This is a genomic window from Bradyrhizobium sp. 154, from assembly GCF_023073875.1.
Lineage (GTDB): Bacteria > Pseudomonadota > Alphaproteobacteria > Rhizobiales > Xanthobacteraceae > Bradyrhizobium.
The window spans coordinates 67,700-90,625 of the sequence record NZ_JADPKG010000102.1 but is presented as its reverse complement, the minus strand read 5'-3'; the positions used below and the strand labels follow the sequence as shown (position 1 = coordinate 90,625).

Genomic DNA, 22,926 nt, shown 5'->3' with positions numbered 1-22,926 from the left:
CCGTCTCTCCAAGGATCAGTTGGCCGTGTACACCAACTCCCGCTCCGCGCGCGGCGGCAGGAATTCGCGTGAGAACACCTCTGCCGGCGTCGGCGCGCGGGCGAGTTGGTAACCCTCGACCACGATGGCGATGGCGCGCGTCATGCGGTCATCCTTGATGTCGCCGATGCCGATCTCCTTCATCTCCGGCGACACGATCAGCTTCTCGAACGAATATTGCAGCCGGCGCTTCTCGACATCCGCATTGATGAGATTGTCGTAGTTGAGCGCCGCCTTCATGCCGCCGTTCTGGTCCTTGGCCACCGCGATCGCGCCTTTGTTGATGGCTCGCACGAGGCTCGCGACAGCCTTCGGATTCGAGGCGATCAGCTTGCGCGACACCATCACGCCGTTGGAATAGAGATCGAGGCCGTACTCACCGAAGGAGAACCACTTGAAATCCTTGTCCGGGTCCTGGCGGTTGAGCACGAGGTTGAAGTAGCTGGTGATATTGAAGACGAGCGCTGCGTCGATATCGCCCTTGATCAGCATCGGCTCCTGGAGGTTCGGCGCCATATTGGAAATCTTGATCTTCTCGCCATCGAGCCCGTTCTTGCGGGTGAATACCGGCAGCAGCCGCGTCGTCGGCGTGCCCTGCGCGCCTCCGAGCGTGCGGCCCTCGAAATCCTTGATGGTGTTGATGCCGCTTGACTTCTTGGCGACGATCGCGAACGGCGGCTGGTTCCACATCATGTAGACCATGATCGGCGCCTCCTGCGGCTTGGTCGAGGCGTTCTGGATGATGGCGTTGACGTCGCCGAAGCCCGCGTCATAGGCGCCCGACATGACACGCGTGACGGTGGCACCGGAGCCCTCGCCCTGGTCGATGACGACGTTGAGGCCTTCCTCTTTGAAGTAACCGTTGTCCTTGGCGTAGAAGAACGCGGCGTCGCTGCCTTGCGTCTTCCAGCCCAGCGTGAACTTGATCGTGGTGTCTTCGGCCATGGCGACGCCAGCGGATAGGGCCAATCCCAGCAGCGCGACAATTACGTTTCTCAACATCGAGATCTCCTCAAGCTCCGTTGCGTGACGATTTGAAAATCAGGTGGCGATCACGTCGTTCTTGCGCGTGGCCCAGCCGGTGACCCGCCCTTCAATCAGCGAGAACACGGCGTAGAGCGCGACGCCGAGCCCGGCGAGCACGAACAGCCCGGCGAACACCAGCGGCACGTTGAAATTGGAGGACGCGGTCATCATGACGTTGCCTATGCCGCGGTTGGAGGCGACCGTCTCCGACAGAACCGCGCCGACGAAGGCGTAGGAGATCGCGACTTTCAGCGATGCGAAGAAGAACGGCATGGTCCGGGGCAGACCGACGTTCCAGAGAATGTCGAACTTGCTGGCGCCGAGCGCCTTCAGGACGTCCTCGAGCTCGGGCTCGGTGGTTGCCAGACCCGTGGCAATGTTGACAACGATCGGGAAAAAGCAAATCGACAGCGCGGTCAGCACCGCGGGCACCGTGCCGGAGCCGAACCACAGCACGAAGATCGGCACCACCGCGACCTTGGGGATCGAGGAGAAGCCGATCAGGAGCGGATAGCAGGTGTCATAGGCCGTCTTGGAGACGCCGATGACGGCGCCGAGGGCGACACCGAGCGCAACGCCGAGGACGAAGCCGAACATGGTGGTGGCCAGCGTCTGCACGATGTGCGGCCACAGCACCGGGAAACGCTGAAACAGGGTCACGAACACCTGCGAGGGCCGCGGCAGCACCAGGTCGGACATGCCGGTCATCAGGCAGAACAGCTCCCAGGCGACGAAGAACAGCACGATCAGTCCCGCCGACCACGCCTTCTGCCTGACATCGATCCCGAACATCAGCCTGCCCCCTGCTCAGCCGCGCTGCGCGCATCCTCGATGAAGGCGCGCAGCTTCTGGTTCAACGCGACGAAATCCGGCTCGAAGGTCATGGCGACCGTGCGCGGCCGCGCGAATTCGACCCGGCTGTCGTCGAGGATGCGGCCGGGACGCGCGCTCATCACGCAGATGCGGCTCGCAAGAAAGCCGGCTTCGCGCAAATCGTGCGTGACCAGCAGTACTGTCGGCTTGCGCGTCATCCAGAGATTCTGGAGGATCGTCCACAGCTCCTCGCGGGTGAACTGGTCGAGTGCGCCGAAGGGCTCATCCAGCAGCAGCATGCGCGGCTCGTGGATCAGCGCGCGGCAGAGATTGGCGCGCTGGAGCATGCCGCCGGAGAGCTGCCAGGGATAATGATTGCCGAAGCCTTTGAGGCCGACCTGCTCCAGCAGCGCGTTGGCCTTGTCGCGGAATTCGGTCTTGCGCAGCTTGCGGAAGTTGGAGCGGAACGGCTCGACGATCTTCAGCGGCAGCATGATGTTTCGCTCGATCGTCATCCACGGAAGCATGGTCGGATTCTGGAAAGCCATGCCGACCCGCATCGCCCGCGCTGCCACCTCGCGGCCGCCGACGATGACGACGCCGCTGGTCGGCTGCACCAGGCCGCTGACGAGACGTAAGATGGTCGATTTGCCGCATCCCGACGGGCCGACCAGCGCGACAAACTCGCCGTCGGCGATCCGGAGCGTCGTCTTCGACAGCGCGGACACGGCCCGGTCGCCGCGCCCGAAGGTCACGGCGGCCTCGGACAGCTGGATGGCGATCGGACCGAAGCCGTCAGGAACAGGCTGGCGGTCAAATTGGGCGTTGGGCTGCATGCGCATCACAGCCAAAGTGTATGCAAGCTAGATGCCAGTCGCCGACGTCCGCAGAATTAAGCAACTTACCGAACAGCGTACCAAAATTGTGGTCCCGATTTAGGCAATCGCGACACCAAACTGCATGCAATTGAAGCGCTGGATCAGCGCAGGGTGTGCTAAGGAGAGGGCTGCGACCCTACTCCGAAGGATTCGCCGAATGGCGGCGCGCCCCACCAGCAAGACTTATGAATCATCTGACAAGGTCGGCGTGATTTGCCGCGCACTACGGCGCGCGATCATCGAGCAGGCGCTGGAACCCGGCGCAAAGCTGCCTGAGGACTCGCTCGGCGAGCGCTTTGGCGTCAGCCGCACCATTGCCCGCCACGCGCTGGGGCAGCTCGCCGCCGAAGGCCTTGTCGAGCTGCGCCGCAACCGAATCGCGGTGGTGGCGACGCCGAGCTGGCAGGAGGCGCGAGATGCCTTTGACATCCGCATCCAGCTCGAGCGGCTCGTGGTCCGCCAGCTCGCGGGCAAGCTGACCAAAAGCCAGATCGCCGAGCTGAACGCGCACGTCGATGCCGAGGACCGGGCGCGCGGCGGCACGGATGCGGTCTCGATCCGGCTCGCCACCGAATTTCACATCCTGCTCGCGCAGATGACGAACAGTCCGATCCTGGTGCGCTATGTCAGCGAGGTCGCCTATCGCTGCTGCCTGACGCTGTCGCTGTACAGCCGGCCGCATTCGACGGAATGCGCGATCAACGAGCACCGCGCCATCATTGCTGCGCTCGCCAAAGGCGACGAAGCCAAGGTGATGGAATTGATGCACCATCACCTCGATTCCGTAGCCAATCGGGCATTAGTCGCCCCTGCCCCGCTACGCGGCCGTGACCTCCTCGACATTCTCGCGCCCTATGCCGATGAGGTGGCGAGCGACCGCGTCGTTAAGCTGCCGAAAATCGCGCGCAGGAGTTAGGCCTCGATGCCGCGCTGGACCAGAATGCGCTCGGCGCTGTCGTTCCAGACGTCCATCTTGACGATCTGCCCGCTCTTGACGACGAAGCGATCGATATAGCGATTGCCCTCGAACGGCGTGCCGTCCATCCACTCGCCATAGAGCGTGCCAACGCTGTAGACGATCGTCTCGTCCGCACCGGGACAGACACAGACATCGAACCGGTCCATCTTCTTTTTCACCCAGCGATAGCGCTTGGCGTTGAAAGCTGTCGGACCGCGCGGATGATCGAACTCACGTCCGCCGGTGAATGTGATCACCGTGCCCGGCTTCATATAGGTCGCGGCGGCATCTGGATCGGGTTTCATCGAGGCCGTCAGATAGGCCTCGACGATCTTGGCATCGGTCATCGGCAGTTCGGCTTTTGCAAAGGCGGACATAGCGGGTTCTCCGGCTCTCGACATCTTACAGCTCGCGCCGTGAACTGCATGCATATTTTTTGAACAATTTAGCGGCAGAACTGCACACAATTCGGTACTGCCCGCCCCAGCAGCTTCCGCTAGGCTCTGACAGCAAAATCCGACGAAGCCATGATCACCCAGTCCGCCTTCGACCTGATCTTTCGTGACGCGCAGTTGCGATCATCCGCCGCACCCGTCGATATCGGCGTGAAAGGCGGGCGTATTGCCGCGATCGAGCCAAAGCTCGCCTGCGACGCGCCCGAGGTCGATCTCGGCGGCCGCCTTGCCTTGCCCGGGTTCGTCGATACCCACATCCATCTCGACAAAGCCTGCCTGCTCGGCCGCTGTGGGCACGATCACGGCAGTGTTTCGGACGCTATCCGCGCCGTGGCCGGGATGAAGCGCGATTTCACCGTCGAGGACGTCTATGCCCGCGGCGCCCGGGTTCTCGAGCGCGCGATCGTGCACGGCACGACCCGCATGCGCACTCATGTCGAGATCGATCCGCGCATCGCCTTGCGCGGCTTCGAGGCGGTCAAGGCGCTGAAGCGCGATTATGCCTGGGCGATCGACCTGTCGCTCTGCGTCTTCCCGCAGGAAGGCCTGACCAACGACCCCGGAGCTGAGGAGTTGCTGATCCAGGCGCTGCGCGACGGCGGCGAGGTGATCGGCGGCTGTCCCTATATGGATACCGACCCGAACGCCCATCTCGAACGCATCTTCGATCTCGCCGAGACGTTCGACGCCGATGTCGATCTCCATCTCGATTTCGATCTCGATCCCTCTTGGTGGCATCTCGACGAGGTCTGCCGCCAGACCGAACGGCGCAAGTATGGGGGACGCGTCGCGATCGGCCACGCCACAAAGCTCTCGGCACTGCCGCCCGAGCGGATGAAGGCGGCCACCGCGCAGCTGGCGGCATCAGGCGTTGCGGTGACCGTGCTGCCCGCCACCGATCTCTATTTGATGGGACGGGAGGCCACCCACAATGCGCCGCGCGGTCTGACGCTCGCCCACAAGCTGGCCGACAATGGGCTCGTGTGCTCGGTTGCCACCAACAATGTCCTCAATCCGTTCACGCCGTTCGGCGACGCTTCGCTGCTGCGGATGGCAAACTTCTATGCCAACGTCGCCCACGCCGCCGTGAGCGATTTCGACACCTGCCTCGATCTCGTGACCGAGCTGCCGGCGCGGCTGATGAACCTTGGCGATTACGGCATCAAGGTCGGCAACCCCGCCGATCTCGTCGTGCTCGATACGCAAGACAGCCGCTTCGCCGTCGCGGAGCTGCCTGACTTGGTGATGGGCTTCAAGGCTGGCCGACAGACATTTGAGCGGCAGCGGCCGAATCTGTTCCGCCCCCAGAGCTGATGTCGCGACACCGCAGGGTCGCTCCGACCACGCCAAGGCCGGCCCGCCGCTTGCAGCGGTAGGATTGTCGGGAAACGGGCCTGACTACTGACTGCTTCCGTTCAATGTTACCGCTGATTCAATTCGGTAGAATCCCGGACCGTAACTCCACGCATTGCGAGGCCCGTCGCGCTGATCATAACTAGACCTCGGACCGATCATTTGCGTGCGATCGGGAAAGTATCGATATGTTCAGCGCATTCAGCAGCATCGACCAGCATTCCAACCAGGCCGGAACGCCCACCGACACGGCGGTGAAGCGGCTCGACGGCATCGGCCACGTTCTGTCGGATCTCGATATTTCGGGGATCCGGACGCAGGATGATGTCAACCGGACGCTCTGGACGCTCGACGCCGCCAACAAATGCGTTCGCGCGGTGCTGGCCGAATTCCGCACGCAACCGGCCACGGAGCAGCTCGCCCGCAAGTCCAGGAATCTGATCGACCTGATCGAACGCGCCCGCGACCAGGTCGTGAGCTTTCAGCTCCGTGGAACGATCTTGAGCTGATTATTTGCGCGCTTGATCTTCGCGAGGATCCGGTCCGCCTCGGTGCGCCAGTCAGCGCTGCGGGCGAACTCGCTGGTGCCCTTGGTGCCGAACAATCCTTCATCGGCGAGATCAGCCACCCAGGCCTGCCGCTCGGCCGTGCCCTGCGCGGACCAGGGCGTCAGCCCCGCCTCGCGAACGGTTTCGGCGACCTCCCGCACCTCCTCGGCCCGGCGGCGGCCGTGCTCGATCACGCGCTGGAAGAAATAGGCGCCCTGCTTCTCCCAGTCGATCGCGGGGAAAGTTTCCGTAAGCGATGCCAGCACGGCATCTTCCACGCCATAGGCGCGCGCCGTGGTGAAGCTTTCGATGACCATGGCTTCCAGGCCCTTGATCATGATGCTGCGGCACATCTTCACCGCGGAGGACACGCCGAGCTTGTCGCTGGCAACCTTTGCCGCGAATCCGATCGCATTCAGCAGCGGCTCGAGCTCTCTCGCGCCAGCGCCGCCGAGCAGCAACGGCACCTTGATGCGATACGGCGGCACCGAAGTCATCACTGCGCCTTCCACATAGCGACCGGCAGCGCCATCGATCAGCGCAGCAGCGCGCTGCTTGGCGCCCGGTGAAGCCGAATTGAAGTCCAGGAACCAGGTGCCCTGGTTGATCGCGCCCGCGCAGGCTTTTGCCACCGGAACAGCCTGGCTGGCCGTGACCGCGGAGATGATGAAATCGGACTTCGCCGTCAGGTCGGCATGAGAGCCTGCGAACACCACACCGAATTTCGCGGCATGCTCCTCCAGCGAAGCGCCCTGCTCGCCTCCGAGCTTGATGTCGTAGGCAGATACCTTGATGTCCTGCTGGCGCAAATCCTCGGCCAAGATCCTGCCGACCTCGCCATAGCCAACCAGCCCGATCTGCCATCGCCTCGGATCCGCCATCAGTTCAGCCCTCGTGTCGTTTCGTCAAAGAGCTCCTCGACCGCATAGCGGCGCGGAATCAGCGCTTGCTGGAACGCGTAGTCGACGATCAGTTCCAGCGGTTTGCTGTTCGCTTCGATGCCAAACGGAATGAGGTCCGGCGAGGCCGCAGGTCCCACCTGCTCCTTGTTCCGCTTGAGCAGATCATAGATGCCTGTGACTACGTCGGGACGCGATTTGGCGAGCTGCTCGGTCACGACCACGAGATGATTGACCGGGACGACGCCGCGCCGGGCATACCATTTGGCGGCTTCCGCGGCCGGATCGGGGAATAGCGGCTTCAGCTTGGGATCGACCGAGCTCTCGCCAAGCACCGCGTCTAGCTCGCCGTCGACCAGCATCTGGAGAATCTTCTTGTCTTTCGGGGCGCGCTCGGTGATGTCGATATATTCGGCGACATGCGGATCCTCGAACGTCACCCAGCGGATCTTATCGAGATTGACGCCGTAGTCGTTGGCGAGAATGCCCCTGATCCAGGCGCCGGTCGTCGTCGTGAAGGACCGAATGCCCACGCGCTTGCCCTCGAGGTCGGACGGGCCGAGCGCTCCTCGCGCGGGATTGTACAGCGCGTAGGCATGCTGGAAGCGGCCGAGCATGGTGGCCGGCAGCAGCACCAGCGGCTTGCCGTGCGCCTTCGCCATCAGATAGGTCACGATGGCCATCTCGCAGACATCGAAGGCCTGCTCGCGCACCATCGGCTTGAACGCGGTGTTGGTCGGGCTGTACTCGATGAAGTCGAGATCGAACAGGTCGGAGCGGAGCGCGCCGCTCTTCACCGCCTGGACATGGGGATGACTGCCGAGCACGGCCTTCAGCTTGAGACGATCCATCCGCCCGCTCCTGCCTTGCCTCAAACGTCCTCGGGATTGTCGACATAGACGAGCCCGGCTTTGGCAAGAGCGTCGCGCATGCTGTACATGTCGAGGCCGAGCTCGCCCGAGGCGAGACGCTTGCGCTTGCCGCCTTCATCGGCATTGCGCTTTTTCGCCTTCTCGGCGACTTCGGGGGCGTACCGCTTCGGCACCACGACGACGCCATCGTCGTCAGCCACGATGATGTCACCGGGATCGACATTGACGCCGGCGCAGACCACGGGGACATTGACCGAGCCGAGCGTCGCCTTCACCGTTCCCTTGGCCGAGACTGCGCGCGACCACACCGGAAACTTCATCTCGTGCAGCGCTTTGACATCGCGACAGCCGGCATCGATGATCAATCCTTGCACGCCGCGCGCCGTAAGCGAGGTCGCCAGCAATTCGCCGAACATGCCGTCGGTATTGTCGGTGGTGCAGCCGACGACCAGGATGTCGCCCTTCCTGCATTGCTCAACCGCAACATGGATCATCCAATTGTCGCCGGGTTGCGCCAGCACGGTGACCGCGGGACCCGCAATCGCCGCGCCCGCCCACACCGGCCGCAAATATGGCTTCATCAGGCCGATGCGACCATAGGCTTCATGTACGGTCGAAACGCCGTATTCCGCCATGCCGGCGGGATCGGCACGCTTGATGTTGCGAACGACGACCGGCTTCATGCGAGTTCCTCCGCGACGGTCGGAAACAGACGCTGATAGGCCTCGCCATAGGTCATGGGCACGCCGGTGTTGCGGCTGCCCTGGATGCCTCGATTGAGCGCGACGCGTTCGTAATAGCCCCACAGATGCTTTTGCGCGGCCAGGATCTGGAACGCCTCGTACTTCGCCTTCCAGACCTCGTCGATCTTGAGGAGCAGGTCCGGCTTGTAGTTGCACTGCTCCGGCTGGTGTGGCTCGAACAGGAACACCGGCGGCGCCGAGTATTTGTACTGCGCGCCGGGCTTGTGGCCCATCGCCTGCGCGACCACGCGGGTCTCCTGCGCGAAATGCGCAGCGTTGGGGTGGTCGAAATTATAGGGGTCCTCCAGCGCGTGCGTCAGCACGAAGCTCGGATCGAGCTCGCGGTAGATGTCGACCATGCGATCAAAATGCGCCTCAGTGAGCTTCAGCGGATAATCGCCGCAGTCGAAGAACTCGATCTCGGCACCTAACAGCTTTGCCGCCCGCTCCGCCTCGTCCTTGCGGCCGGCCTTGACCGATTCCAGCGTCGCCCCCTTCTCCTTCCAGGCGAACTGGCTCTCGCCGCGCTCGCCGAAGGACATGCAAACGATCTTCATGCGATAGCCCTTCTTCGCATGCAGCGCGATGGCGCCGCCGGCGCGCCAGACGAAATCGCCGGGATGGGCGGTGATCACGAGACCGGTTTTCATGGGACAAGCTCCCTCTTTCGTTCGTAAGCATCAAAGGCCGTCTGCCTCAGGCAGGAAGCCGGTTCATCAAGCCGCGGCGGCCGCTTGCTCCTCACCGTCGAGCACATGCCGGAGGCGCTCGCTGTCGAGCGCGCCTTCCCACTTGGCAATTGCGATCGTCGCAACCGCGTTCCCGATCAGATTGGTCGGCGTTAGCCCCTGCGACATCAGGCGATGAATGCCGAGCACCAGCGCAGCGCTTGTCACCGGAATGGTGCCGGTGGCCGACAGCGTCGCCGCCAGCACGACGAAGGCGGCGCCCGCAATCCCCGCCGCGCCCTTGGAGGTGACGAGAAGGATCAGCAGCAGCTCGATCTGCTCGGCAAGGCCGAACGGCGTGTTGGTCGCCTGCGCCAGGAACACCGAAGCAGCGGCAAGATAGAGGCAGGTGCCGTCGAGATTGAAGGAATAGCCGGTCGGGATCACAAGTCCGACGACGCTCTTCTCGCAACCGGCCTTTTCCAGCTTGGTCAGCATCCGCGGCAACACCGTTTCCGAAGATGTCGTGGCGATGCAGATCAGCAGCTCTTCCCAGATATAGCGGATCAGTTTGACCAGCGAGAAGCCGCAGAGCCGCGCCACGGGGCCGAGCGCCACGATGATGAAGACCACGCAGGTGAGATAGAAGCCCCCCAGTAGCTTGCCGAGCGAGGCCAGCGAGCCAACGCCGAACTTGCCGACCGTAAAGGCGATAGCGCCGAACGCGCCGATCGGCGCCGCCCACATTACCAAGCCAACGACGGCGAACACCATCTTGGCGGCGATGTCGATCAGATGCACCAGCGGCGCGGCACGCTCGCCGAGCTGCACCAGAGCAAAGCCGCACAGTACGGAGATGAACAGCACCTGGAGAATGTTGCCCTCGGCAAAGGCGCCGACGAACGTCACGGGCACGATGTTCATCAGGAACGGCACGAAGCCGATCGCACCGGTCTGCCTGACATAGGGCTCGATCCCGCCGGCATTGATGCTGGCGGGATCGATGTTCATGCCGACGCCGGGCTTGAGCAGGTTCATCGCGACGAGACCGATGATCAGCGCGATCGTGGTCATGACTTCAAAATAGACGATCGCCTTCACCGCAATGCGCCCGACGCGCGCCATGTCGGCCATGTGCGCGATACCGTGCACGACGGTGCAAAAGATGATCGGCGCGATCAGCATCCGGATCGCCTTGATGAAGGCATCCCCGAGCGGCTGCATCTTGGCGCCCGCCTCGGGACTGGCGATCCCAAGCGCGATGCCGGCCGCCATGGCGATGAGCACCTGGATCCAGAGCTCCTTCCACCAGGCGCGGCCGCGCGGCTTTTCGATCGCGAGCGCCGTCATTGGTCGAACCCAAACAGGCGCGCGGGATTATCGACCAGGATCTTCTGCTGGAACTCCAGCTCCGGCGCGAACAGCGGGATCAGGTCGACAAGGTCACCGTCGTTTGGCATCACCTTGACGTTCGGATGAGGCCAGTCGGTGCCCCAAATGACGCGATCGGGCGCGGTCTCGACGATCTTGCGCGCGAATGGCACCGCGTCCGTGAACGGCGGACCGGCCGAGGACACCCGCTCCGAGCCGCAGATCTTGACCCAGCATTTTTCGTCGCGCTGCATCAGTTCGACCAAAATTCTGAACGGAAGCTGGTCGAGCCCATCGGAGGTCTTCACCCGTCCCATGTGGTCGATGGTGTAGCTGAGCGGCAGTCTTGCCAGCATGTCGGCATATTCGGGCAAGTCGATCGCGTCAAAATGCAGATCGATATGCCAGCCGAGCGGCGCGACCATGGCGATGACGCGGTCGAACACGCTCTTATCGGGGACGCCGCCGAGATGGCGGACGAAGTTGAAGCGGCAGCCGCGGAAGCCGCCCTCGTGCAGCACCCGAAGCCCGCGCTCGGTGATGGTGTCGTCGATGTTTGCGACCGCGCGATAGGCACCGTTGCTCTGCGCGAGAGCGTCCAGCGCTACCGTGTTGTCGGTGCCGTGCACGCTGGCATTGACAATGACGGCGCGCTGGATGCCGAGCTTGGCATGGAGCGTGCGGAATTTTTCCAGCGGCGCATCGGGCGGCGTGTAGGAGCGGTCCGGCGCGTACGGATATTTCGCGCCGGGTCCGAAGATATGGCAATGGGCATCGCAAGCCAGCCTTGGCAGCTTGAATATCGGCCTGCGCGTGTTTGGGTCTGGCGGCGGAATGGTCGGCGTGTACATCATGATCTTCAGCTGAACTTGAACAGGCGCGCGGGATTGTCGACCACCAGCTTCTGCTGGACCTTTGCGTCGGGCGCGTAGAGCGGGATGAGGTCGACGATCTCACCGTCGTTCGGCATGATCTTGACGTTGGGATGCGGCCAATCAGTGCCCCACAGCACGCGATCGGGTGCGTTGTCGATCAGCGCCTTGGCGAACGGCACTGCATCATGGAACGGTTTGCCGGCCGCTGACGCACGTTCAAGACCGGTGATCTTCACCCAGCATTTATCGTCCTTCTTCTGGAGATCGAGCAGCGCGGTGAAGCTGGGGTCGCCGAGACCTTTCGCGGCCTGGACCGTTCCCATGTGATCGATCACGTAAGGCGTCGGCAGCGCGGAAAGGATGAGCGCGAATTCGGCAATCGTGCCCGGCTCGAAATAGAGGTCGACGTGCCAGCCGAGCTCGGCGACCCGGTGCACGATGCGCTGGAATTTTCCCATGTCGCCGACGCCGCCGAGGCGCTTGAGAAAAGCGAAGCGGCAGCCGCAGATGCCTGCCTTGTCGAGCGCCGCCAGCTCCTTCTCGGTCATCTCGTCGTTGACATTGGCGATGCCCTTGTACGCGCCCTCGCTCTGGGCGATGGCGTCGGTCACGACGCGATTGTCGGTGCCGTGAACGGTGGCATTGACGATGACGCTGCGTTCGACCCCGATCTTCTCGTGCACGCTGCGGAATGCCTCCAGCGGCGCATCGGCCGTGTTGTAGGGGCGCTTTTCCGCGAAGGGGTAACGCGACGCCGGCCCAAAAACGTGGGTGTGGCTATCGCAGGATTTCGCTGGCAGCTTGAACGACGGCGTCTTGGGATTTGCATGCGGCGGCGCGATCGTGGGGATCGCCTTCGGCTCGGCGCCTTGCGCGCGTGCTTCATTCGCAAGCGCCGCGCCGGCCAGGCCAGTCAAGAGATGCAAGCACTCCCGCCTATTCATGTCCTCAACACCCCGTCACATGGTCCACTTGCGAGTGGAAGCGTAAGGCCGCGCCTCCCCTCGTGCGGCTTCTTTCAAGTCTTGCTGCTGACGACCGGCCGCCGCCGCACCGGCGCGGCTTGATCCAGCGCGGGCGCCTGGAACGAGGCAACGGTGGCCTGCACCAGTTGCTCGATGGCATTGGCTGCATCGCCGCCGTCGGCCTCACCGCGCGACAGGCGCGACACGCGCTCCGGCGTCACCAGTGAATAATAGAGTGCACCCAGCAGGAAATGGCTGCGCCAGACGATGTCGGTGCGCGGAATGTGTGGCAGACTCTCGTGAATCGCGTCGATGAAGGCGTGGCTGGTGTCGTCAAAGGTCTGCGCGATGATTTTTCGAGCGACCTCGTTGCCTTCCGCCGACATCACGGCACGCAGCCGCGTGAAGCGCGCGCCGCCGCCGGCGAGATCGCTGCCCGAGGTGAAGGCCGGCACCACATAAGCGCGCACGATCGCCTCCAGCCGATCCTGGAGATCGCGCACGCGCTTGGCGGCCGCGAGCAGTTCGGATCGGCGCAAATTCATCGGCCCGCAATGGCGCCGGTAGATCTCCAGCAGTAGGCCGTCCTTGGTCTTGAAATGATAGGTCACGCTGCCGGGATTGGCCCCGGCAGCCTGCGCGATGTCGCGCACCGACACAGCATTGAAGCCGTTCGTGGCAAACAGCTCCTCGGCCGCGGCGAGGATCGCCTCGCGCATGTTCGGCTTGCGGGCCGTTTCCTTGCTGGTGGACTTGCGTACCATACGATTTGTACTATCGTACAAAAGATCAAGTCTCGTCAACAAAAACAACGGGCGGTGTCCGCAATGGCCTGGAGACCGCCGGCAGGCGGCCGAATGCCCTCAAGGAGTGCTGGGAAATGCTGGGTTTGAACAAAAAGATCGGCGGTTTGATGCTGTGTGCCGGTCTGCTGCTGGCGGGCGGCGCCGCGCAGTCCGCCGACATTTATCCGAGCAAGCCGGTCCACATTCTGGTCCCCTACGCCGCGGGCGGTGCGGTGGACGTGCTCGCGCGCACGCTGGGCCAGGCGCTGGCCAAGACCTGGGGCCAGCAGCCCGTGATCGACAACCGCCCGGGCGCAGGCGGCATCGTTGCCTCGCAGGCGCTGACGCAGGCCGCGCCGGACGGATACACGTTGATCCTGGTCGCGAGCGGTCATCCTCTCAATCAGTTCATCTATCCGAGCGTGCCCTACGACACGTTCAAGGATTTTACCGCGATCACCGAGATCGCTTCCTCGCCGCTCGCGATCGTCGTCGCCAAGGACAGCCCCTACAAGACGCTTGGCGATCTCTTCACTGCGGCGAAGAAGGAGCCGGACAAGCTCTCCTATGGCATGTCCGGCAACGGCACCTCGGCGCATCTGGCCGGCGAACTGCTCAAATACATGTCGGGCAGCAAGATCGTGGCGATCCCTTACAAGGGCGGCGCACCGGCGCTGACGGCGGTGATCGCCGGCGAGATTCCGCTCAGCATCAATCCGCTCGCGGAAGCGATCGGCCAGCTCGAAGGCGGGCCGGTGCGCGCACTCGCGGTGACCTCGGCCGAGCGCTCCAAGGCGCTGCCGGATGTTCCGACCGTCACGGAAGCCGGCGTGCCCGGCTACGACGTCTCGGTCTGGTGGGGCCTGCTCGGTCCGGCGAAGATGCCGCCGGAGATCGTCGCCAAGCTCGAAACCGACCTGAAGGCGGCGCTGCAGGATCCGAGCGTCCTGTCGACGCTCGGCAAGATCGGCGCCACCCCGGTCGGCTCCTCCGCCAAGGACTTTGACGCCTATATGCATGCCGAGGCGACGAAGTGGGAGCCGTTGCTGAAGGCCGCCAACATCCGCGCCCAGTGAGGCTGTTCGCACGAGAATCGCACTAGGCGCCTCGGGCAGCGCCCTGCTCAGCACGCCCGCGCGCCCCGACGGCGAAGACGCGCGAGTGGCCAGCCTCCGCCCAGCAAGAAGGGACGCGCCGTTCAGTTATGGGCCCTCGCCCGCATTTTCTCCGGCGGCGCGGGGCGCCGCGGCAAATCGGCATCATCGTCACCCGAGGGGATCAGGATCGCACGCTCGCGCGGCAGTGCCTCCGGCATCTCGTCGCGGATGAAGGCCACGAGCTTCTCTCTGACCTCGCAGCGCAGGTCCCAGGATTGCGGCGCATTGCGCGCGCTGACCAGCGCGCGAAGCTCGATGGTGCGCGAATCTGCGTCGATCACCTGGAGATTGACCACGGCGCCGTCCCAGAGCTTGGACTGCTTCACCGCCTCCTCCAGCCAGCGCCTGATGCGCGCCACATCGGTACGGTAATCGACATGGAGCCCGACCACTCCGATCAGCGAGGCGGTGTCGCGCGTCCAGTTCTGGAACGGCTTTTCGATGAAATAGGACAGCGGCACCACCATACGGCGCCAATCCCACAGCCGGATCACGACATAGGTCGAGGCGATGTCCTCGACCCATCCCCACTCGTTCTCGATGATCACGGCATCCTCGATGCGGATCGGCTGGGTGATGGCGATCTGCAAGCCCGCGATCAGATTGCTCAGCAGCGGCCGCGCGGCAAGACCGACGATGATACCGGCGGCACCGGCGGAGGCGAAAAGGCTGACGCCATATTGCCTCACCGAGTCGAACGTCATCAGCGCGGTGGAGACTGTGATGATAACGATGATGGTGTCGGTGACACGCTTGAACACGCGGACTTGCGTGACTTGCTTGCGCGCGATGAAATTCTCGGTGACGTCGCGAAAGTTCTGCAAGTATCGCGCCGCACTCATGTCGACGATCCGGATCGATATCCAGCCGATCAAGGCGATGACGGCGACGACGAACAGGCGCATCAGCGGCGTGCGGATCGTATCGTCGAGCGGCGCAAGTGGCAGGACCAGTGCCACGGCAGCCAGACACAGCGCCAGCTGGGCCGGGCCGGACGTGCGCTCGATGAACACACTCAGGAGCGGAAGCCGGGTTCCGAAAGCGCGATTGAGCAGCCAAACAGCGAACCGATAGAACGACAGAGCGAGCATCATCGCGCCGGCGACCAAGCCGAGGCCGATGAACCATGACGGTATCCAGCCGAACATCCTGTCGATGTCGGCCATAAGGGTCTGCCAATTCATTGCTGTCCCTGTCCTTACGTACGCGTCAGCGCTCAACGCCTGCCGCCCAGCTTCGCTCCCCTATCTCGTGCAACGCAGCATTCCGCTGGTGCAACCGCTGCCGAACTGAGCTAATTTAGGGCGCCCATGACCCGACGTAGCGGCAGCGCCGATCTTCCCTTGCACACCGGACGTGTTCCGCCGTGGCTGGCAAGCCGCATGGCTTCGTTGGGCGCAATCGTCACTCAGGCGATCGTGCATCATTACGGACGCGACGCGTTCATGCAGCGGCTGTCGCATCCGTTCTGGTTCCAGTCGTTTGGCGCCGTGATGGGGATGGACTGGCACTCCTCCGGCATCACGACCTCCGTGATCGGCGCCCTGAAGCGTGGACTCGGACCGCTCCAGGACGAGCTCGGCATCTATGTCTGTGGCGGCCGCGGCCAGCATTCACGCAAGACGCCGGACGAGCTGTTGCAGCTTGGCGAGCGTGTCGGCTTGGACGGCGCAATGCTGACGCGTGCCAGCCGCCTGGTGGCGAAGGTCGACAGCGCGGCTGTGCAAGACGGCTTCGACCTCTATCTCCATGGGTTCTTCGTCACCGCAGAGGGCAAATGGACGGTGGTGCAGCAGGGCATGAACGGCGACAAGCGGCAGGCCCGCCGCTACCACTGGCATTCCGAGGCGCTGAAGAGTTTTGTCGATACGCCCCACACTGCGATCGACGGTCCCAAGCAAGGCGAGATCGTCAACCTCACCGACCATCGCGCCGATATCTCGCGCACCGCGCAGCTCGAGCTGTTGAGAGGTCTTGGCCCGGATCGCATTGTCTCCGAGTTCGAACGACTCACCGGCCTCGAGCCGGCGCAGGCCATACTGCCGCATCTGATCATGCCCGCGCATCACGACGTTCGCCCCAAGGACGTGTTCGCACGACGCCTGCACGGCACGCTGGCCGCGGCGGCCGAGCGCGGCCCGGTCGATTTCCCGGAGCTGTTGCTGACGCCCGGCGTCGGTGCGCGCACCGTGCACTCACTTGCGATGGTCGCCGAGGTCGTGCACGGCGCACCCTATCGTTTCAACGATCCCGCGCGCTTTTCGCTCGCCCATGGCGGCAAGGACCGGCATCCCTATCCCGTTCCAATCAAGGTCTATGACGAAACTATCCAAGTGCTGAAGGGCGCGATTCAGAACGCCAAGCTGGGACGCGAGGAAGAAATGCAGGCGATCAAGCGCCTCGACGACCAGGCGCGGCGGTTGGAGCGGACCGCACAGGGCCCCTCGGTCGAGGCCTACATCGCCGGCGAGCGTGCTGCCTCGCCCGACCTCGACGGCCGATCCGTGTTCGGCTGGGAGCGCGATCTGACACCGACCAAAAAGCGGACCGGCTGAAACCGGTCCGCGAGTTGGTCGGGAGGAACGCCACTTCTCAGGTCTCGGTCTCCGGCTCATCGTCGAGCCGGTTGGCTGCATGGTCCTGATACTGCTCGGTCTGGATGAACTTGCCATCCATGCCGCGGATGTCCGAATGCTGTGCCTTGTCGCGGTTTGACAGCACCATGTTGTCGCCGATCTTGTCCTTCGGGATTTCGGCCATGGCGCCAGTGCCATCGCCCTTGCCATGCATTCCCGATCTGAAGTGCGTCTTGCTGCCGTGCCCTGCTGGCATCGGTTTCTCCTCTTGCAGTGATCTTCCGAAGACTTAGTGCTTTTGTTGCGCCGGCATTGGCTTCGGCGGCTTGTGGCCGCTCTGGCCGGAATCATTGTGCTTGTTGTGATCGCTCTCCTGATTGAGGCCGCCGCGACTTACTGCGTATTCGCTGTGCCTGGCTTCCGAGCGCGCGCGATGAACAGCAGCGTCCTCGGCATTATGGCCGATAGCCTGATCGAGCTCCCGCGCGTCGGGAACATCGGGCTTGCGCTCGAGAATGCGAACCTGCTGCTCGTGGGTCTTTTTGCCTTGCATTGCTGTTCTCCGGACTACCGGCGCCTTCGGTGCGCGCCGCCATGTGCGACGTCCTTGTCGATGCCGCCGCCGACGCCCACATCATTCTCGCGATCGCCCTCGATTGTGTTCTCACCGAGAGCATCTTCGAGATCGTCGGGTGACGCACCCGCCATTGTCGCTCCCTTTGATCCTCCGATCAGGGGATTTTCGCGCATGTCCTTCTCGCTAGGCATGTACAACTTGGGTTGCTTGCTGCTCATGAGCTACCTGCCTCCGCCCTTTCCGGCTTCATCGTGTCTGTGATGGGAATCGCGCTCGCCGCCTCCGCCGGAGATCCGGCTGTGACTGCGCTGCAAATCGTCCGCCGGCGGTTTCTTCACTTCCAGCGGGGCCTTCGCATTCTCGTGCGAAGCGCCAGGTCCGCCCTGACGAATGCTGTTTGGTGTCTTGATGGATGTCGACATGAACGTCGTCCTCCTCACCGATCTTGCTGATAGCCTTGATTGGTCGTGTTCTGCTTGATGTTGCCCTGCTGTCCCTGCTGGTCCGGATTTTCCACGCGCCGTTGGCCGTGCGGGGTCCGATCCGCCGACACTTGCTTGGCGTCGCCAGTTCCCTTCGGGCTCTGATTATCCGGTGGAACAGGTGGCATCTTGCTGGCCATGATCTTGTCTCCGTTAAGACGGTGACCTGCGATGCGGCCAAGGAACTCGTCGCCGCGTTCGAGGTCCTGATGACAACAGGACCAGCGGCACACCGTTCCTGACTGATCACGTTCGGCAAAGATTTTCCGAAAGATCGCCGACTGAGCCCGCCGCGGTGAGGGAACGATCAATCATAGCTCCGCGCGCGCCTCTGTTCCGCGGCCCTCAGTTGAGACGGGAAGTTTCGCAATCGCACGCAAACCCGGCCGCCTGCGCCAGCGGACCTCTGCCGGATCGACGGCCAAGCCAAGCTTTGGCCATCGTACGAACAGCGCTTCGAGCGCGCACGCCGCCTCAATGCGCGCGAGCTGGTGGCCGAGGCAGAAATGGATCCCCGTCCCGAACGAGATGTGCCGGTTCGGCCTGCGCGCGAGATCGAGGCGTTCCGGACGATCGTGCACCGTAGGATCCATGTTCGCCGCGGCGAGCATCGCCATGACGCGATCGCCCTTCTTCAGGCGCACGCCTTCGACGTCGAGATCCCGCCGCACATAGCGCGGCTTTGAGAATTGCACTGGCGAGACGAAGCGCAGGAACTCTTCGACGGCAAGCCCGACGCGACTCCAGTCCTCTTCGAGCCAATGGCGCAACCCGGGATTCCGGAGCAGTTCGTACGCCGAGCCGCTGATGAGATGCGTGGTGGTCTCCGATCCGGCCGCAAGCAGCAGAAAGACCATCGAAACCATTTCGTCCGGCGTGATCTGGCCGCCCTCGCGCTCGACCTGAACCAGCTCTGCGATCAGGCCTTCGCCGCCTTGCACACGTGCAATCTGCAACTGCCGCTCGAGGTAGGCACGCATCTTGCGGAACGCGAACAGCAGCCGGAAAAAGCTGACCACATTGGTCAGCGAGGACATCGTGTTGGCCCAGGCGATGAATCTCGGACGGTCGGCCGGAGGCAGGCCCAGGAGTTCGGAGATCACCGCAAGCGGCAGGATACGCGCGTAGCGCTGAACCAGATCGGCCGGGCTTCCGTTCGCAAAGAGCTCGTCGGCGAGACCGTCGGCAATAGTACGGATGCGCGGCTCCATCGCGACGATGGCGCGCCGACGAAAGGCCTCGTCCACGATGCCGCGGAGCCTCGTGTGATCCGGCTCGTCCATCGTCAGCATGTTGTTGGCGATGGTCTTGACGTATCTCGGCATCCACCAGCGCAGACCAGCGACGTCGCCATCCTCCCTTCGGAACGTGAACGTCGCGCCGTCCTTCAGGACCTGCGCGGTGGCGTCATGGGTTGTGGTAATCCAGACGTCGCCGATGAGAGGAAATCGCGTCGCGACCACGGGGCCAGACATGCGCAGCGTCGCAATCGCCTTGGGCGGATCGCGAAAGAAGGCCTCGCTGGTGAAATCGAGGCGCGCTGTCATGGGTTCACCGGAGTGATTGCTGGCGTCTCACCGAGATGGTGCACGGCGCGGGCCGTGCAAGGGTGGAGCGCGCCCTCCGCTTCAGTCGCAGGTGTCGAGAGACACGCCTACCCCCGTCCCGGAGATCGCTGCCCGGTCTTGCGCTGCTGCGTGTAGGCGTCCCAATGGCTCCAGCTGCCATTGCTGAGGCTTTGCAGGTCGGTCGCGAGCGGTCGGCGCGTGCGCTTATCGCGATCGGCGATCACGCGCTCGGACTGCGCGATCTTGCGCTTGAGTTCCGCGATGGTCTTCTCGGATTGACCGTTCCGCTTCGACGAGGCGATCTCGCCCATCGTGAAGCGCGCGGTCTCCAGCGCCTTCAACTCGGCGCGGTTCTTCTTCAACTGGACCCGGTGCCAGGCGATGTTGCTGTCGCTGTCCGCAACCATGTGGGAACTCCGCTGATTCGCTCCCACATAGTATCGTGCGCCGAATCGACGCCGCAACGGGCGCCCGGCGGCGAAAATGCGACCTTATTGGGCAGGAATTACGGGCCTAGAACGTTTTCGAGGGAGGTCGATACCGGTCCTCGTAAAGAAAACGCGTCAAAATAAGAATCTGGAGCCCCGTTCCGATGCGCATCGGAACGGAAATGGGCTTTAACGCTCGGCAAAGGCCTTTTCGACCACGAACTGGGCCGGCTCGCCGTGATTGCCCTCCATGAGGCCGCGTTCACCCAGCAGCACGCGCGTGTCCGCGACCAGGGCCGGACTGCCGCAGATCATGACGCGGTCGTGGGCAGCTTCCAGCGCCGGGAGACCGATGTCGCTGAACAGCTTGCCCGAGGTGATGAGGTCGGTGATGCGGCCGCGATTGCGGAACGGATCGCGCGTGACGGTCGGATAGTAGATCAGTTGATTGCGGATGTATTCGCCGATCAGTTCGTCCTTCGGCAGCGTCTCGGTGATCATCTCGCCATAGGCGAGCTCGTTGACATGCCGGCAGCCGTGCAGCAGCACCACTTTCTCGAAGCGCTCGTAGGTTTCAGGATCCTTGATCACGCTCAGGAACGGCGCGAGACCCGTGCCGGTGCCGATGAGGTAGAGGTTGCGGCCCTCTTCCAGGTTGTCGATCACCAGCGTGCCGGTGGCCTTGCGGCTGATGATGATCTCGTCGCCTGCCTTCAAATGCTGAAGCCGCGAGGTCAGCGGACCATCCGACACCTTGATCGAGAAGAACTCCAGCGTGTCCTCGTAATTGGCGCTGGCGACGCTGTAGGCCCGTAGCAAGGGCTTCTCGCCGACCTTGAGGCCGATCATGGTGAATTCGCCGTTGCGGAAACGGAAGGTCGGGCTGCGGGTGGTCTTGAAGGAGAACAGCGTGTCCGTCCAGTGGTGGACGCTCAAAACACTTTCCTGATTGTAATTGCTCATCACACCTTCCCTGTCGCTTCCAACGCAGTTCCGAGGCGGGCAGCTATGCGTCGTTTGTACACAATCATTCGTATACTAATGAATAATCTGGCTTGATCCCGCGGTCAAGGCTGCCCAAGATCGAAAGCATTGCAGCTAGGAATAAGGAGCCCCTTCCATGGCGCATGACACACCCCAGGCCACCGGACCCTCGAAGCTCGTGATCCGGAATATCGGCTTGATCCTGTCCGGCGCCCTGGAAAAGCCGATCCTGGACGGCGACACCATCGTTGCCGAGAACGGCAAGATCACCGCCATCGGCCGATTCAAGGACGTCGACACGGAAGGCGCGACCACGATCGTCGACGCCCACGGCACCACGGTCGCGCCGGGCCTGATCGACAGCCACGTCCACCCTGTTGCGGGCGACTGGACGCCGCGGCAGAACCAGATCAACTGGATCGACAGCTACCTCCATGGCGGCGTCACCACCATGATCTCGGCCGGCGAAGTGCACACGCCCGGCCGCCCCCGCGACGTCGTCGGCCTCAAGGCGATGGCGGTGTTCGCCCAGCGCGCGTTCTGGACCTTGCGCCCCGGCGGCGTGAAGGTTCACGCCGGCGCGCCGGTGATCGAATGCGAGATGGTCGAAGAGGATTTCAAGGAGATGGCCGCCAATGGCGTCAAGCTGCTCGGCGAAGTCGGTCTCGGTGGCGTCAAGGACGGCCCGACGGCACGCAAGATGGTCGGCTGGGCGCGCAAATACGGCATCCAGAGCACCATCCACACCGGCGGCCCCTCGATCCCCGGCTCCGGCCTGATCGACAAGGACGTGGTGCTGGAAGCCGACACCGACGTGGTCGGCCACATCAATGGCGGCCACACGGCGCTCCCCGACGACCAGATCCGCTGCATCTGTGAGGGCTGCAAGCGCGGCCTCGAGCTCGTGCACAACGGCAACGAGCGCTCGGCTTTGTTCACGCTGCGCACCGCGCGCGAGATGGGCGATCTGCACCGCGTCATCCTCGGCACCGACGCGCCGGCCGGCTCCGGCGTGCAGCCGCTCGGCATTTTGCGCATGGTGTCGATGCTGTCCTCGCTCGGCGAGCTGCCGGCCGAGATCGCCTTCTGTCTTGCCACCGGCAACACCGCGCGCATGCGCGAGCTCGATTGCGGCCTGATCGAGGTCGGCCGCTCCGCCGACTTCGTCATCATGGACAAGGCGCAGCACTCGCCGGGCAAGACCATTCTGGAGAGCGTGCAGCTCGGCGACCTCCCCGGCATCGGCATGACCATCATCGACGGCATCGTGCGCACCCAGCGCAGCCGCAATACCCCGCCGGCGGGCAAGGTGCCGGAGCTGGTGACGAAGTGACGGCAGTGGCCGTCATTCCGGGGCGCGCGTGAGCGCAAACCCGGACTCTCGCACAACAGCGTCGGGTTTCCGAGTTCACGCGCAATGCGCGTGCCCCGGAATGACGGAAACGATCACCGCAGCTTGTTCAGCAGCGCCATCAGCGTTTCGCGCTCTTTTGCATCCAGCGGCGCGAGCGTCTCGCGGGTGATCGCGAGCGCGTTCGGCGCTAGCCTCTCCGCAAGCTGCTGACCCGCGCGCGTCAGGCTGACCAGCAAGCGGCGTCCGTCTTCCGGATCCTGGCTCGTCTCGGTCAAGCCGCGCGCCGTCAGGCGGTCGATCACGCCCTTGATGGTCGCGACGTCCATCGCCGTGAGACGTCCGAGCTGGTTCTGCGAGCACGGCCCGGTCTCAGCGAGCTTCGACAGCGCTGCCCATTGCGTCGGCGTCAAATTGGTGCCGATATCGCGCGAGAAGATTGAGCTGTGGCGTTGCCAGACCTGGCGCAGGATGAAGCCGACCTGCTCGTCGAGCACGTAAGGCGGTTTTGCCGGTTTGACGCTTTTCTTCGCCGTAACGCTTCTCGCCATCCGT

The 22,926-nt window shown here is 63.5% G+C and carries 27 protein-coding genes; 6 read left to right on the top strand and 21 right to left on the bottom strand.

Annotation, left to right across the window (positions count from 1 at the left end; genetic code table 11):
• Nucleotides 1-15 precede the first annotated feature (15 nt).
• From IVA92_RS25500 to IVA92_RS25490, 3 genes are read right to left on the bottom strand one after another with little or no spacing between them, the layout of a single operon-like run.
• A complete protein-coding gene (locus IVA92_RS25500) occupies nucleotides 16-1,041 on the bottom strand; it encodes an ABC transporter substrate-binding protein (RefSeq protein WP_247276875.1) in 1,026 nt (341 codons plus the stop codon).
• Nucleotides 1,042-1,080: 39 nt separating this feature from the next.
• Entirely contained in the window at nucleotides 1,081-1,857 is a 777-nt protein-coding gene (locus IVA92_RS25495; RefSeq protein WP_247276874.1) for an ABC transporter permease, read from the bottom strand.
• Nucleotides 1,857-2,714, bottom strand: a complete 858-nt coding sequence (locus tag IVA92_RS25490) for an ABC transporter ATP-binding protein (RefSeq protein ID WP_247276873.1) — start codon at nucleotides 2,712-2,714, stop codon at nucleotides 1,857-1,859. The genes IVA92_RS25495 and IVA92_RS25490 overlap by 1 nt, the downstream gene beginning before the upstream one ends.
• Before the next feature lie 199 nt (nucleotides 2,715-2,913).
• Here IVA92_RS25490 and IVA92_RS25485 point away from each other — a divergent pair, with 199 nt between their 5' ends.
• On the top strand, nucleotides 2,914-3,672 hold the full coding sequence (locus IVA92_RS25485) for a GntR family transcriptional regulator (protein WP_247276872.1): 759 nt from the start codon (nucleotides 2,914-2,916) through the stop codon (nucleotides 3,670-3,672).
• Here IVA92_RS25485 and IVA92_RS25480 read toward each other — a convergent pair.
• On the bottom strand, nucleotides 3,669-4,091 hold the full coding sequence (locus IVA92_RS25480; RefSeq protein ID WP_247276871.1) for a nuclear transport factor 2 family protein: 423 nt from the start codon (nucleotides 4,089-4,091) through the stop codon (nucleotides 3,669-3,671). The two genes, IVA92_RS25485 and IVA92_RS25480, sit on opposite strands and share 4 nt — an antisense overlap.
• A 150-nt stretch (nucleotides 4,092-4,241) precedes the next feature.
• Here IVA92_RS25480 and IVA92_RS25475 point away from each other — a divergent pair, with 150 nt between their 5' ends.
• Nucleotides 4,242-5,483, top strand: a complete 1,242-nt coding sequence (locus IVA92_RS25475) for an amidohydrolase family protein (RefSeq protein WP_247276870.1) — start codon at nucleotides 4,242-4,244, stop codon at nucleotides 5,481-5,483.
• A 227-nt stretch (nucleotides 5,484-5,710) separates the two neighbouring features.
• Nucleotides 5,711-6,031 (top strand): hypothetical protein, encoded by a 321-nt coding sequence (locus IVA92_RS25470; protein WP_247276869.1) that lies wholly within the window; start codon nucleotides 5,711-5,713, stop codon nucleotides 6,029-6,031.
• On the opposite strand, the gene IVA92_RS25465 is transcribed toward IVA92_RS25470, so the two are convergent.
• The 8 genes from IVA92_RS25465 to IVA92_RS25430 all read right to left on the bottom strand — a co-directional run bounded on the left by IVA92_RS25465 (nucleotide 6,004) and on the right by IVA92_RS25430 (nucleotide 13,227).
• Nucleotides 6,004-6,954, bottom strand: a complete 951-nt coding sequence (locus tag IVA92_RS25465; protein WP_247276974.1) for a DUF1932 domain-containing protein — start codon at nucleotides 6,952-6,954, stop codon at nucleotides 6,004-6,006. The two genes, IVA92_RS25470 and IVA92_RS25465, sit on opposite strands and share 28 nt — an antisense overlap.
• Nucleotides 6,951-7,820 carry a hypothetical protein gene (locus IVA92_RS25460; protein ID WP_247276868.1) on the bottom strand — a complete coding sequence of 290 codons (870 nt, stop codon included), beginning with the start codon at nucleotides 7,818-7,820 and terminating at the stop codon, nucleotides 6,951-6,953. Before IVA92_RS25460 ends, IVA92_RS25465 begins: the two co-directional genes overlap by 4 nt.
• A gap of 20 nt (nucleotides 7,821-7,840) precedes the next feature.
• Nucleotides 7,841-8,524 (bottom strand): 4-carboxy-4-hydroxy-2-oxoadipate aldolase/oxaloacetate decarboxylase, encoded by a 684-nt coding sequence (locus tag IVA92_RS25455; RefSeq protein WP_247276867.1) that lies wholly within the window; start codon nucleotides 8,522-8,524, stop codon nucleotides 7,841-7,843.
• A complete protein-coding gene (locus tag IVA92_RS25450) occupies nucleotides 8,521-9,234 on the bottom strand; it encodes a PIG-L deacetylase family protein (RefSeq protein ID WP_247276866.1) in 714 nt (237 codons plus the stop codon). The genes IVA92_RS25455 and IVA92_RS25450 overlap by 4 nt, the downstream gene beginning before the upstream one ends.
• 66 nt (nucleotides 9,235-9,300) lie before the next feature.
• A complete protein-coding gene (dctA, locus tag IVA92_RS25445) occupies nucleotides 9,301-10,602 on the bottom strand; it encodes a C4-dicarboxylate transporter DctA (protein WP_247276865.1) in 1,302 nt (433 codons plus the stop codon).
• Entirely contained in the window at nucleotides 10,599-11,477 is an 879-nt protein-coding gene (locus IVA92_RS25440) for an amidohydrolase family protein (protein WP_247276864.1), read from the bottom strand. Before IVA92_RS25440 ends, dctA begins: the two co-directional genes overlap by 4 nt.
• Nucleotides 11,478-11,482: 5 nt before the next feature.
• Nucleotides 11,483-12,442, bottom strand: coding sequence for an amidohydrolase family protein (locus IVA92_RS25435; protein ID WP_247276863.1), 960 nt, complete (start codon nucleotides 12,440-12,442; stop codon nucleotides 11,483-11,485).
• A 74-nt stretch (nucleotides 12,443-12,516) separates the two neighbouring features.
• Nucleotides 12,517-13,227 (bottom strand): TetR family transcriptional regulator, encoded by a 711-nt coding sequence (locus IVA92_RS25430; RefSeq protein WP_247276862.1) that lies wholly within the window; start codon nucleotides 13,225-13,227, stop codon nucleotides 12,517-12,519.
• A 116-nt stretch (nucleotides 13,228-13,343) separates the two neighbouring features.
• On the opposite strand from IVA92_RS25430, the gene IVA92_RS25425 reads away from it, so the two are divergent.
• A complete protein-coding gene (locus tag IVA92_RS25425; RefSeq protein WP_247276861.1) occupies nucleotides 13,344-14,324 on the top strand; it encodes a tripartite tricarboxylate transporter substrate binding protein in 981 nt (326 codons plus the stop codon).
• A 122-nt stretch (nucleotides 14,325-14,446) separates the two neighbouring features.
• Here IVA92_RS25425 and IVA92_RS25420 read toward each other — a convergent pair whose 3' ends face one another.
• Nucleotides 14,447-15,589 carry a mechanosensitive ion channel family protein gene (locus IVA92_RS25420; protein WP_247276860.1) on the bottom strand — a complete coding sequence of 381 codons (1,143 nt, stop codon included), beginning with the start codon at nucleotides 15,587-15,589 and terminating at the stop codon, nucleotides 14,447-14,449.
• Between the two features lie 126 nt (nucleotides 15,590-15,715).
• Between IVA92_RS25420 and IVA92_RS25415 the strand changes: the two genes are divergently transcribed.
• Nucleotides 15,716-16,960, top strand: coding sequence for a DUF763 domain-containing protein (locus tag IVA92_RS25415; RefSeq protein WP_247276859.1), 1,245 nt, complete (start codon nucleotides 15,716-15,718; stop codon nucleotides 16,958-16,960).
• 37 nt (nucleotides 16,961-16,997) lie between these two features.
• Here the strand turns inward: IVA92_RS25415 and IVA92_RS25410 are convergent, their stop codons facing one another.
• From IVA92_RS25410 to IVA92_RS25380, 7 genes are all read right to left on the bottom strand, one after another.
• Nucleotides 16,998-17,237, bottom strand: a complete 240-nt coding sequence (locus IVA92_RS25410; RefSeq protein ID WP_247276858.1) for a hypothetical protein — start codon at nucleotides 17,235-17,237, stop codon at nucleotides 16,998-17,000.
• Between the two features lie 33 nt (nucleotides 17,238-17,270).
• Nucleotides 17,271-17,534: a hypothetical protein gene (locus IVA92_RS25405; protein WP_247276857.1), complete on the bottom strand. Its 264-nt coding sequence runs from the start codon at nucleotides 17,532-17,534 to the stop codon at nucleotides 17,271-17,273.
• 245 nt (nucleotides 17,535-17,779) lie between these two features.
• Entirely contained in the window at nucleotides 17,780-17,980 is a 201-nt protein-coding gene (locus tag IVA92_RS25400) for a hypothetical protein (protein ID WP_247276856.1), read from the bottom strand.
• 14 nt (nucleotides 17,981-17,994) lie between these two features.
• Nucleotides 17,995-18,180, bottom strand: a complete 186-nt coding sequence (locus tag IVA92_RS25395) for a hypothetical protein (protein ID WP_247276973.1) — start codon at nucleotides 18,178-18,180, stop codon at nucleotides 17,995-17,997.
• A gap of 171 nt (nucleotides 18,181-18,351) precedes the next feature.
• The gene (locus tag IVA92_RS25390) at nucleotides 18,352-19,587 is read right to left on the bottom strand and encodes a cytochrome P450 (protein ID WP_247276855.1); all 1,236 of its coding nucleotides are present in this window, start codon (nucleotides 19,585-19,587) and stop codon (nucleotides 18,352-18,354) included.
• Between the two features lie 107 nt (nucleotides 19,588-19,694).
• The gene (locus IVA92_RS25385) at nucleotides 19,695-20,015 is read right to left on the bottom strand and encodes a hypothetical protein (RefSeq protein WP_247276854.1); all 321 of its coding nucleotides are present in this window, start codon (nucleotides 20,013-20,015) and stop codon (nucleotides 19,695-19,697) included.
• Between the two features lie 210 nt (nucleotides 20,016-20,225).
• The gene (locus tag IVA92_RS25380) at nucleotides 20,226-20,999 is read right to left on the bottom strand and encodes a ferredoxin--NADP reductase (protein ID WP_247276853.1); all 774 of its coding nucleotides are present in this window, start codon (nucleotides 20,997-20,999) and stop codon (nucleotides 20,226-20,228) included.
• A gap of 157 nt (nucleotides 21,000-21,156) precedes the next feature.
• Between IVA92_RS25380 and IVA92_RS25375 the strand changes: the two genes are divergently transcribed.
• On the top strand, nucleotides 21,157-22,353 hold the full coding sequence (locus IVA92_RS25375) for an amidohydrolase family protein (protein ID WP_247276852.1): 1,197 nt from the start codon (nucleotides 21,157-21,159) through the stop codon (nucleotides 22,351-22,353).
• Nucleotides 22,354-22,466: 113 nt separating this feature from the next.
• Here IVA92_RS25375 and IVA92_RS25370 read toward each other — a convergent pair whose 3' ends face one another.
• Nucleotides 22,467-22,922 carry a MarR family transcriptional regulator gene (locus IVA92_RS25370; RefSeq protein WP_247276851.1) on the bottom strand — a complete coding sequence of 152 codons (456 nt, stop codon included), beginning with the start codon at nucleotides 22,920-22,922 and terminating at the stop codon, nucleotides 22,467-22,469.
• Nucleotides 22,923-22,926: the final 4 nt, after the last annotated feature.

Coding starts and splice junctions, on each gene's coding strand:
- IVA92_RS25390 (WP_247276855.1), bottom strand. CDS start 19,587: ATGACAGCGCGCCTCGATTTCACCAGCGAGGCCTTCTTTCGCGATCCG.
- IVA92_RS25495 (WP_247276874.1), bottom strand. CDS start 1,857: ATGTTCGGGATCGATGTCAGGCAGAAGGCGTGGTCGGCGGGACTGATC.
- IVA92_RS25415 (WP_247276859.1), top strand. CDS start 15,716: ATGACCCGACGTAGCGGCAGCGCCGATCTTCCCTTGCACACCGGACGT.
- IVA92_RS25455 (WP_247276867.1), bottom strand. CDS start 8,524: ATGAAGCCGGTCGTCGTTCGCAACATCAAGCGTGCCGATCCCGCCGGC.
- IVA92_RS25470 (WP_247276869.1), top strand. CDS start 5,711: ATGTTCAGCGCATTCAGCAGCATCGACCAGCATTCCAACCAGGCCGGA.
- IVA92_RS25380 (WP_247276853.1), bottom strand. CDS start 20,999: ATGAGCAATTACAATCAGGAAAGTGTTTTGAGCGTCCACCACTGGACG.
- IVA92_RS25405 (WP_247276857.1), bottom strand. CDS start 17,534: ATGCAAGGCAAAAAGACCCACGAGCAGCAGGTTCGCATTCTCGAGCGC.
- IVA92_RS25480 (WP_247276871.1), bottom strand. CDS start 4,091: ATGTCCGCCTTTGCAAAAGCCGAACTGCCGATGACCGATGCCAAGATC.
- IVA92_RS25450 (WP_247276866.1), bottom strand. CDS start 9,234: ATGAAAACCGGTCTCGTGATCACCGCCCATCCCGGCGATTTCGTCTGG.
- IVA92_RS25400 (WP_247276856.1), bottom strand. CDS start 17,980: ATGTCGACATCCATCAAGACACCAAACAGCATTCGTCAGGGCGGACCT.
- IVA92_RS25375 (WP_247276852.1), top strand. CDS start 21,157: ATGGCGCATGACACACCCCAGGCCACCGGACCCTCGAAGCTCGTGATC.
- IVA92_RS25430 (WP_247276862.1), bottom strand. CDS start 13,227: ATGGTACGCAAGTCCACCAGCAAGGAAACGGCCCGCAAGCCGAACATG.
- IVA92_RS25410 (WP_247276858.1), bottom strand. CDS start 17,237: ATGCCAGCAGGGCACGGCAGCAAGACGCACTTCAGATCGGGAATGCAT.
- dctA (WP_247276865.1), bottom strand. CDS start 10,602: ATGACGGCGCTCGCGATCGAAAAGCCGCGCGGCCGCGCCTGGTGGAAG.
- IVA92_RS25460 (WP_247276868.1), bottom strand. CDS start 7,820: ATGGATCGTCTCAAGCTGAAGGCCGTGCTCGGCAGTCATCCCCATGTC.
- IVA92_RS25395 (WP_247276973.1), bottom strand. CDS start 18,180: ATGGCCAGCAAGATGCCACCTGTTCCACCGGATAATCAGAGCCCGAAG.
- IVA92_RS25440 (WP_247276864.1), bottom strand. CDS start 11,477: ATGATGTACACGCCGACCATTCCGCCGCCAGACCCAAACACGCGCAGG.
- IVA92_RS25420 (WP_247276860.1), bottom strand. CDS start 15,589: ATGAATTGGCAGACCCTTATGGCCGACATCGACAGGATGTTCGGCTGG.
- IVA92_RS25370 (WP_247276851.1), bottom strand. CDS start 22,922: ATGGCGAGAAGCGTTACGGCGAAGAAAAGCGTCAAACCGGCAAAACCG.
- IVA92_RS25490 (WP_247276873.1), bottom strand. CDS start 2,714: ATGCAGCCCAACGCCCAATTTGACCGCCAGCCTGTTCCTGACGGCTTC.
- IVA92_RS25485 (WP_247276872.1), top strand. CDS start 2,914: ATGGCGGCGCGCCCCACCAGCAAGACTTATGAATCATCTGACAAGGTC.
- IVA92_RS25475 (WP_247276870.1), top strand. CDS start 4,242: ATGATCACCCAGTCCGCCTTCGACCTGATCTTTCGTGACGCGCAGTTG.
- IVA92_RS25500 (WP_247276875.1), bottom strand. CDS start 1,041: ATGTTGAGAAACGTAATTGTCGCGCTGCTGGGATTGGCCCTATCCGCT.
- IVA92_RS25425 (WP_247276861.1), top strand. CDS start 13,344: ATGCTGGGTTTGAACAAAAAGATCGGCGGTTTGATGCTGTGTGCCGGT.
- IVA92_RS25385 (WP_247276854.1), bottom strand. CDS start 20,015: ATGGTTGCGGACAGCGACAGCAACATCGCCTGGCACCGGGTCCAGTTG.
- IVA92_RS25435 (WP_247276863.1), bottom strand. CDS start 12,442: ATGAATAGGCGGGAGTGCTTGCATCTCTTGACTGGCCTGGCCGGCGCG.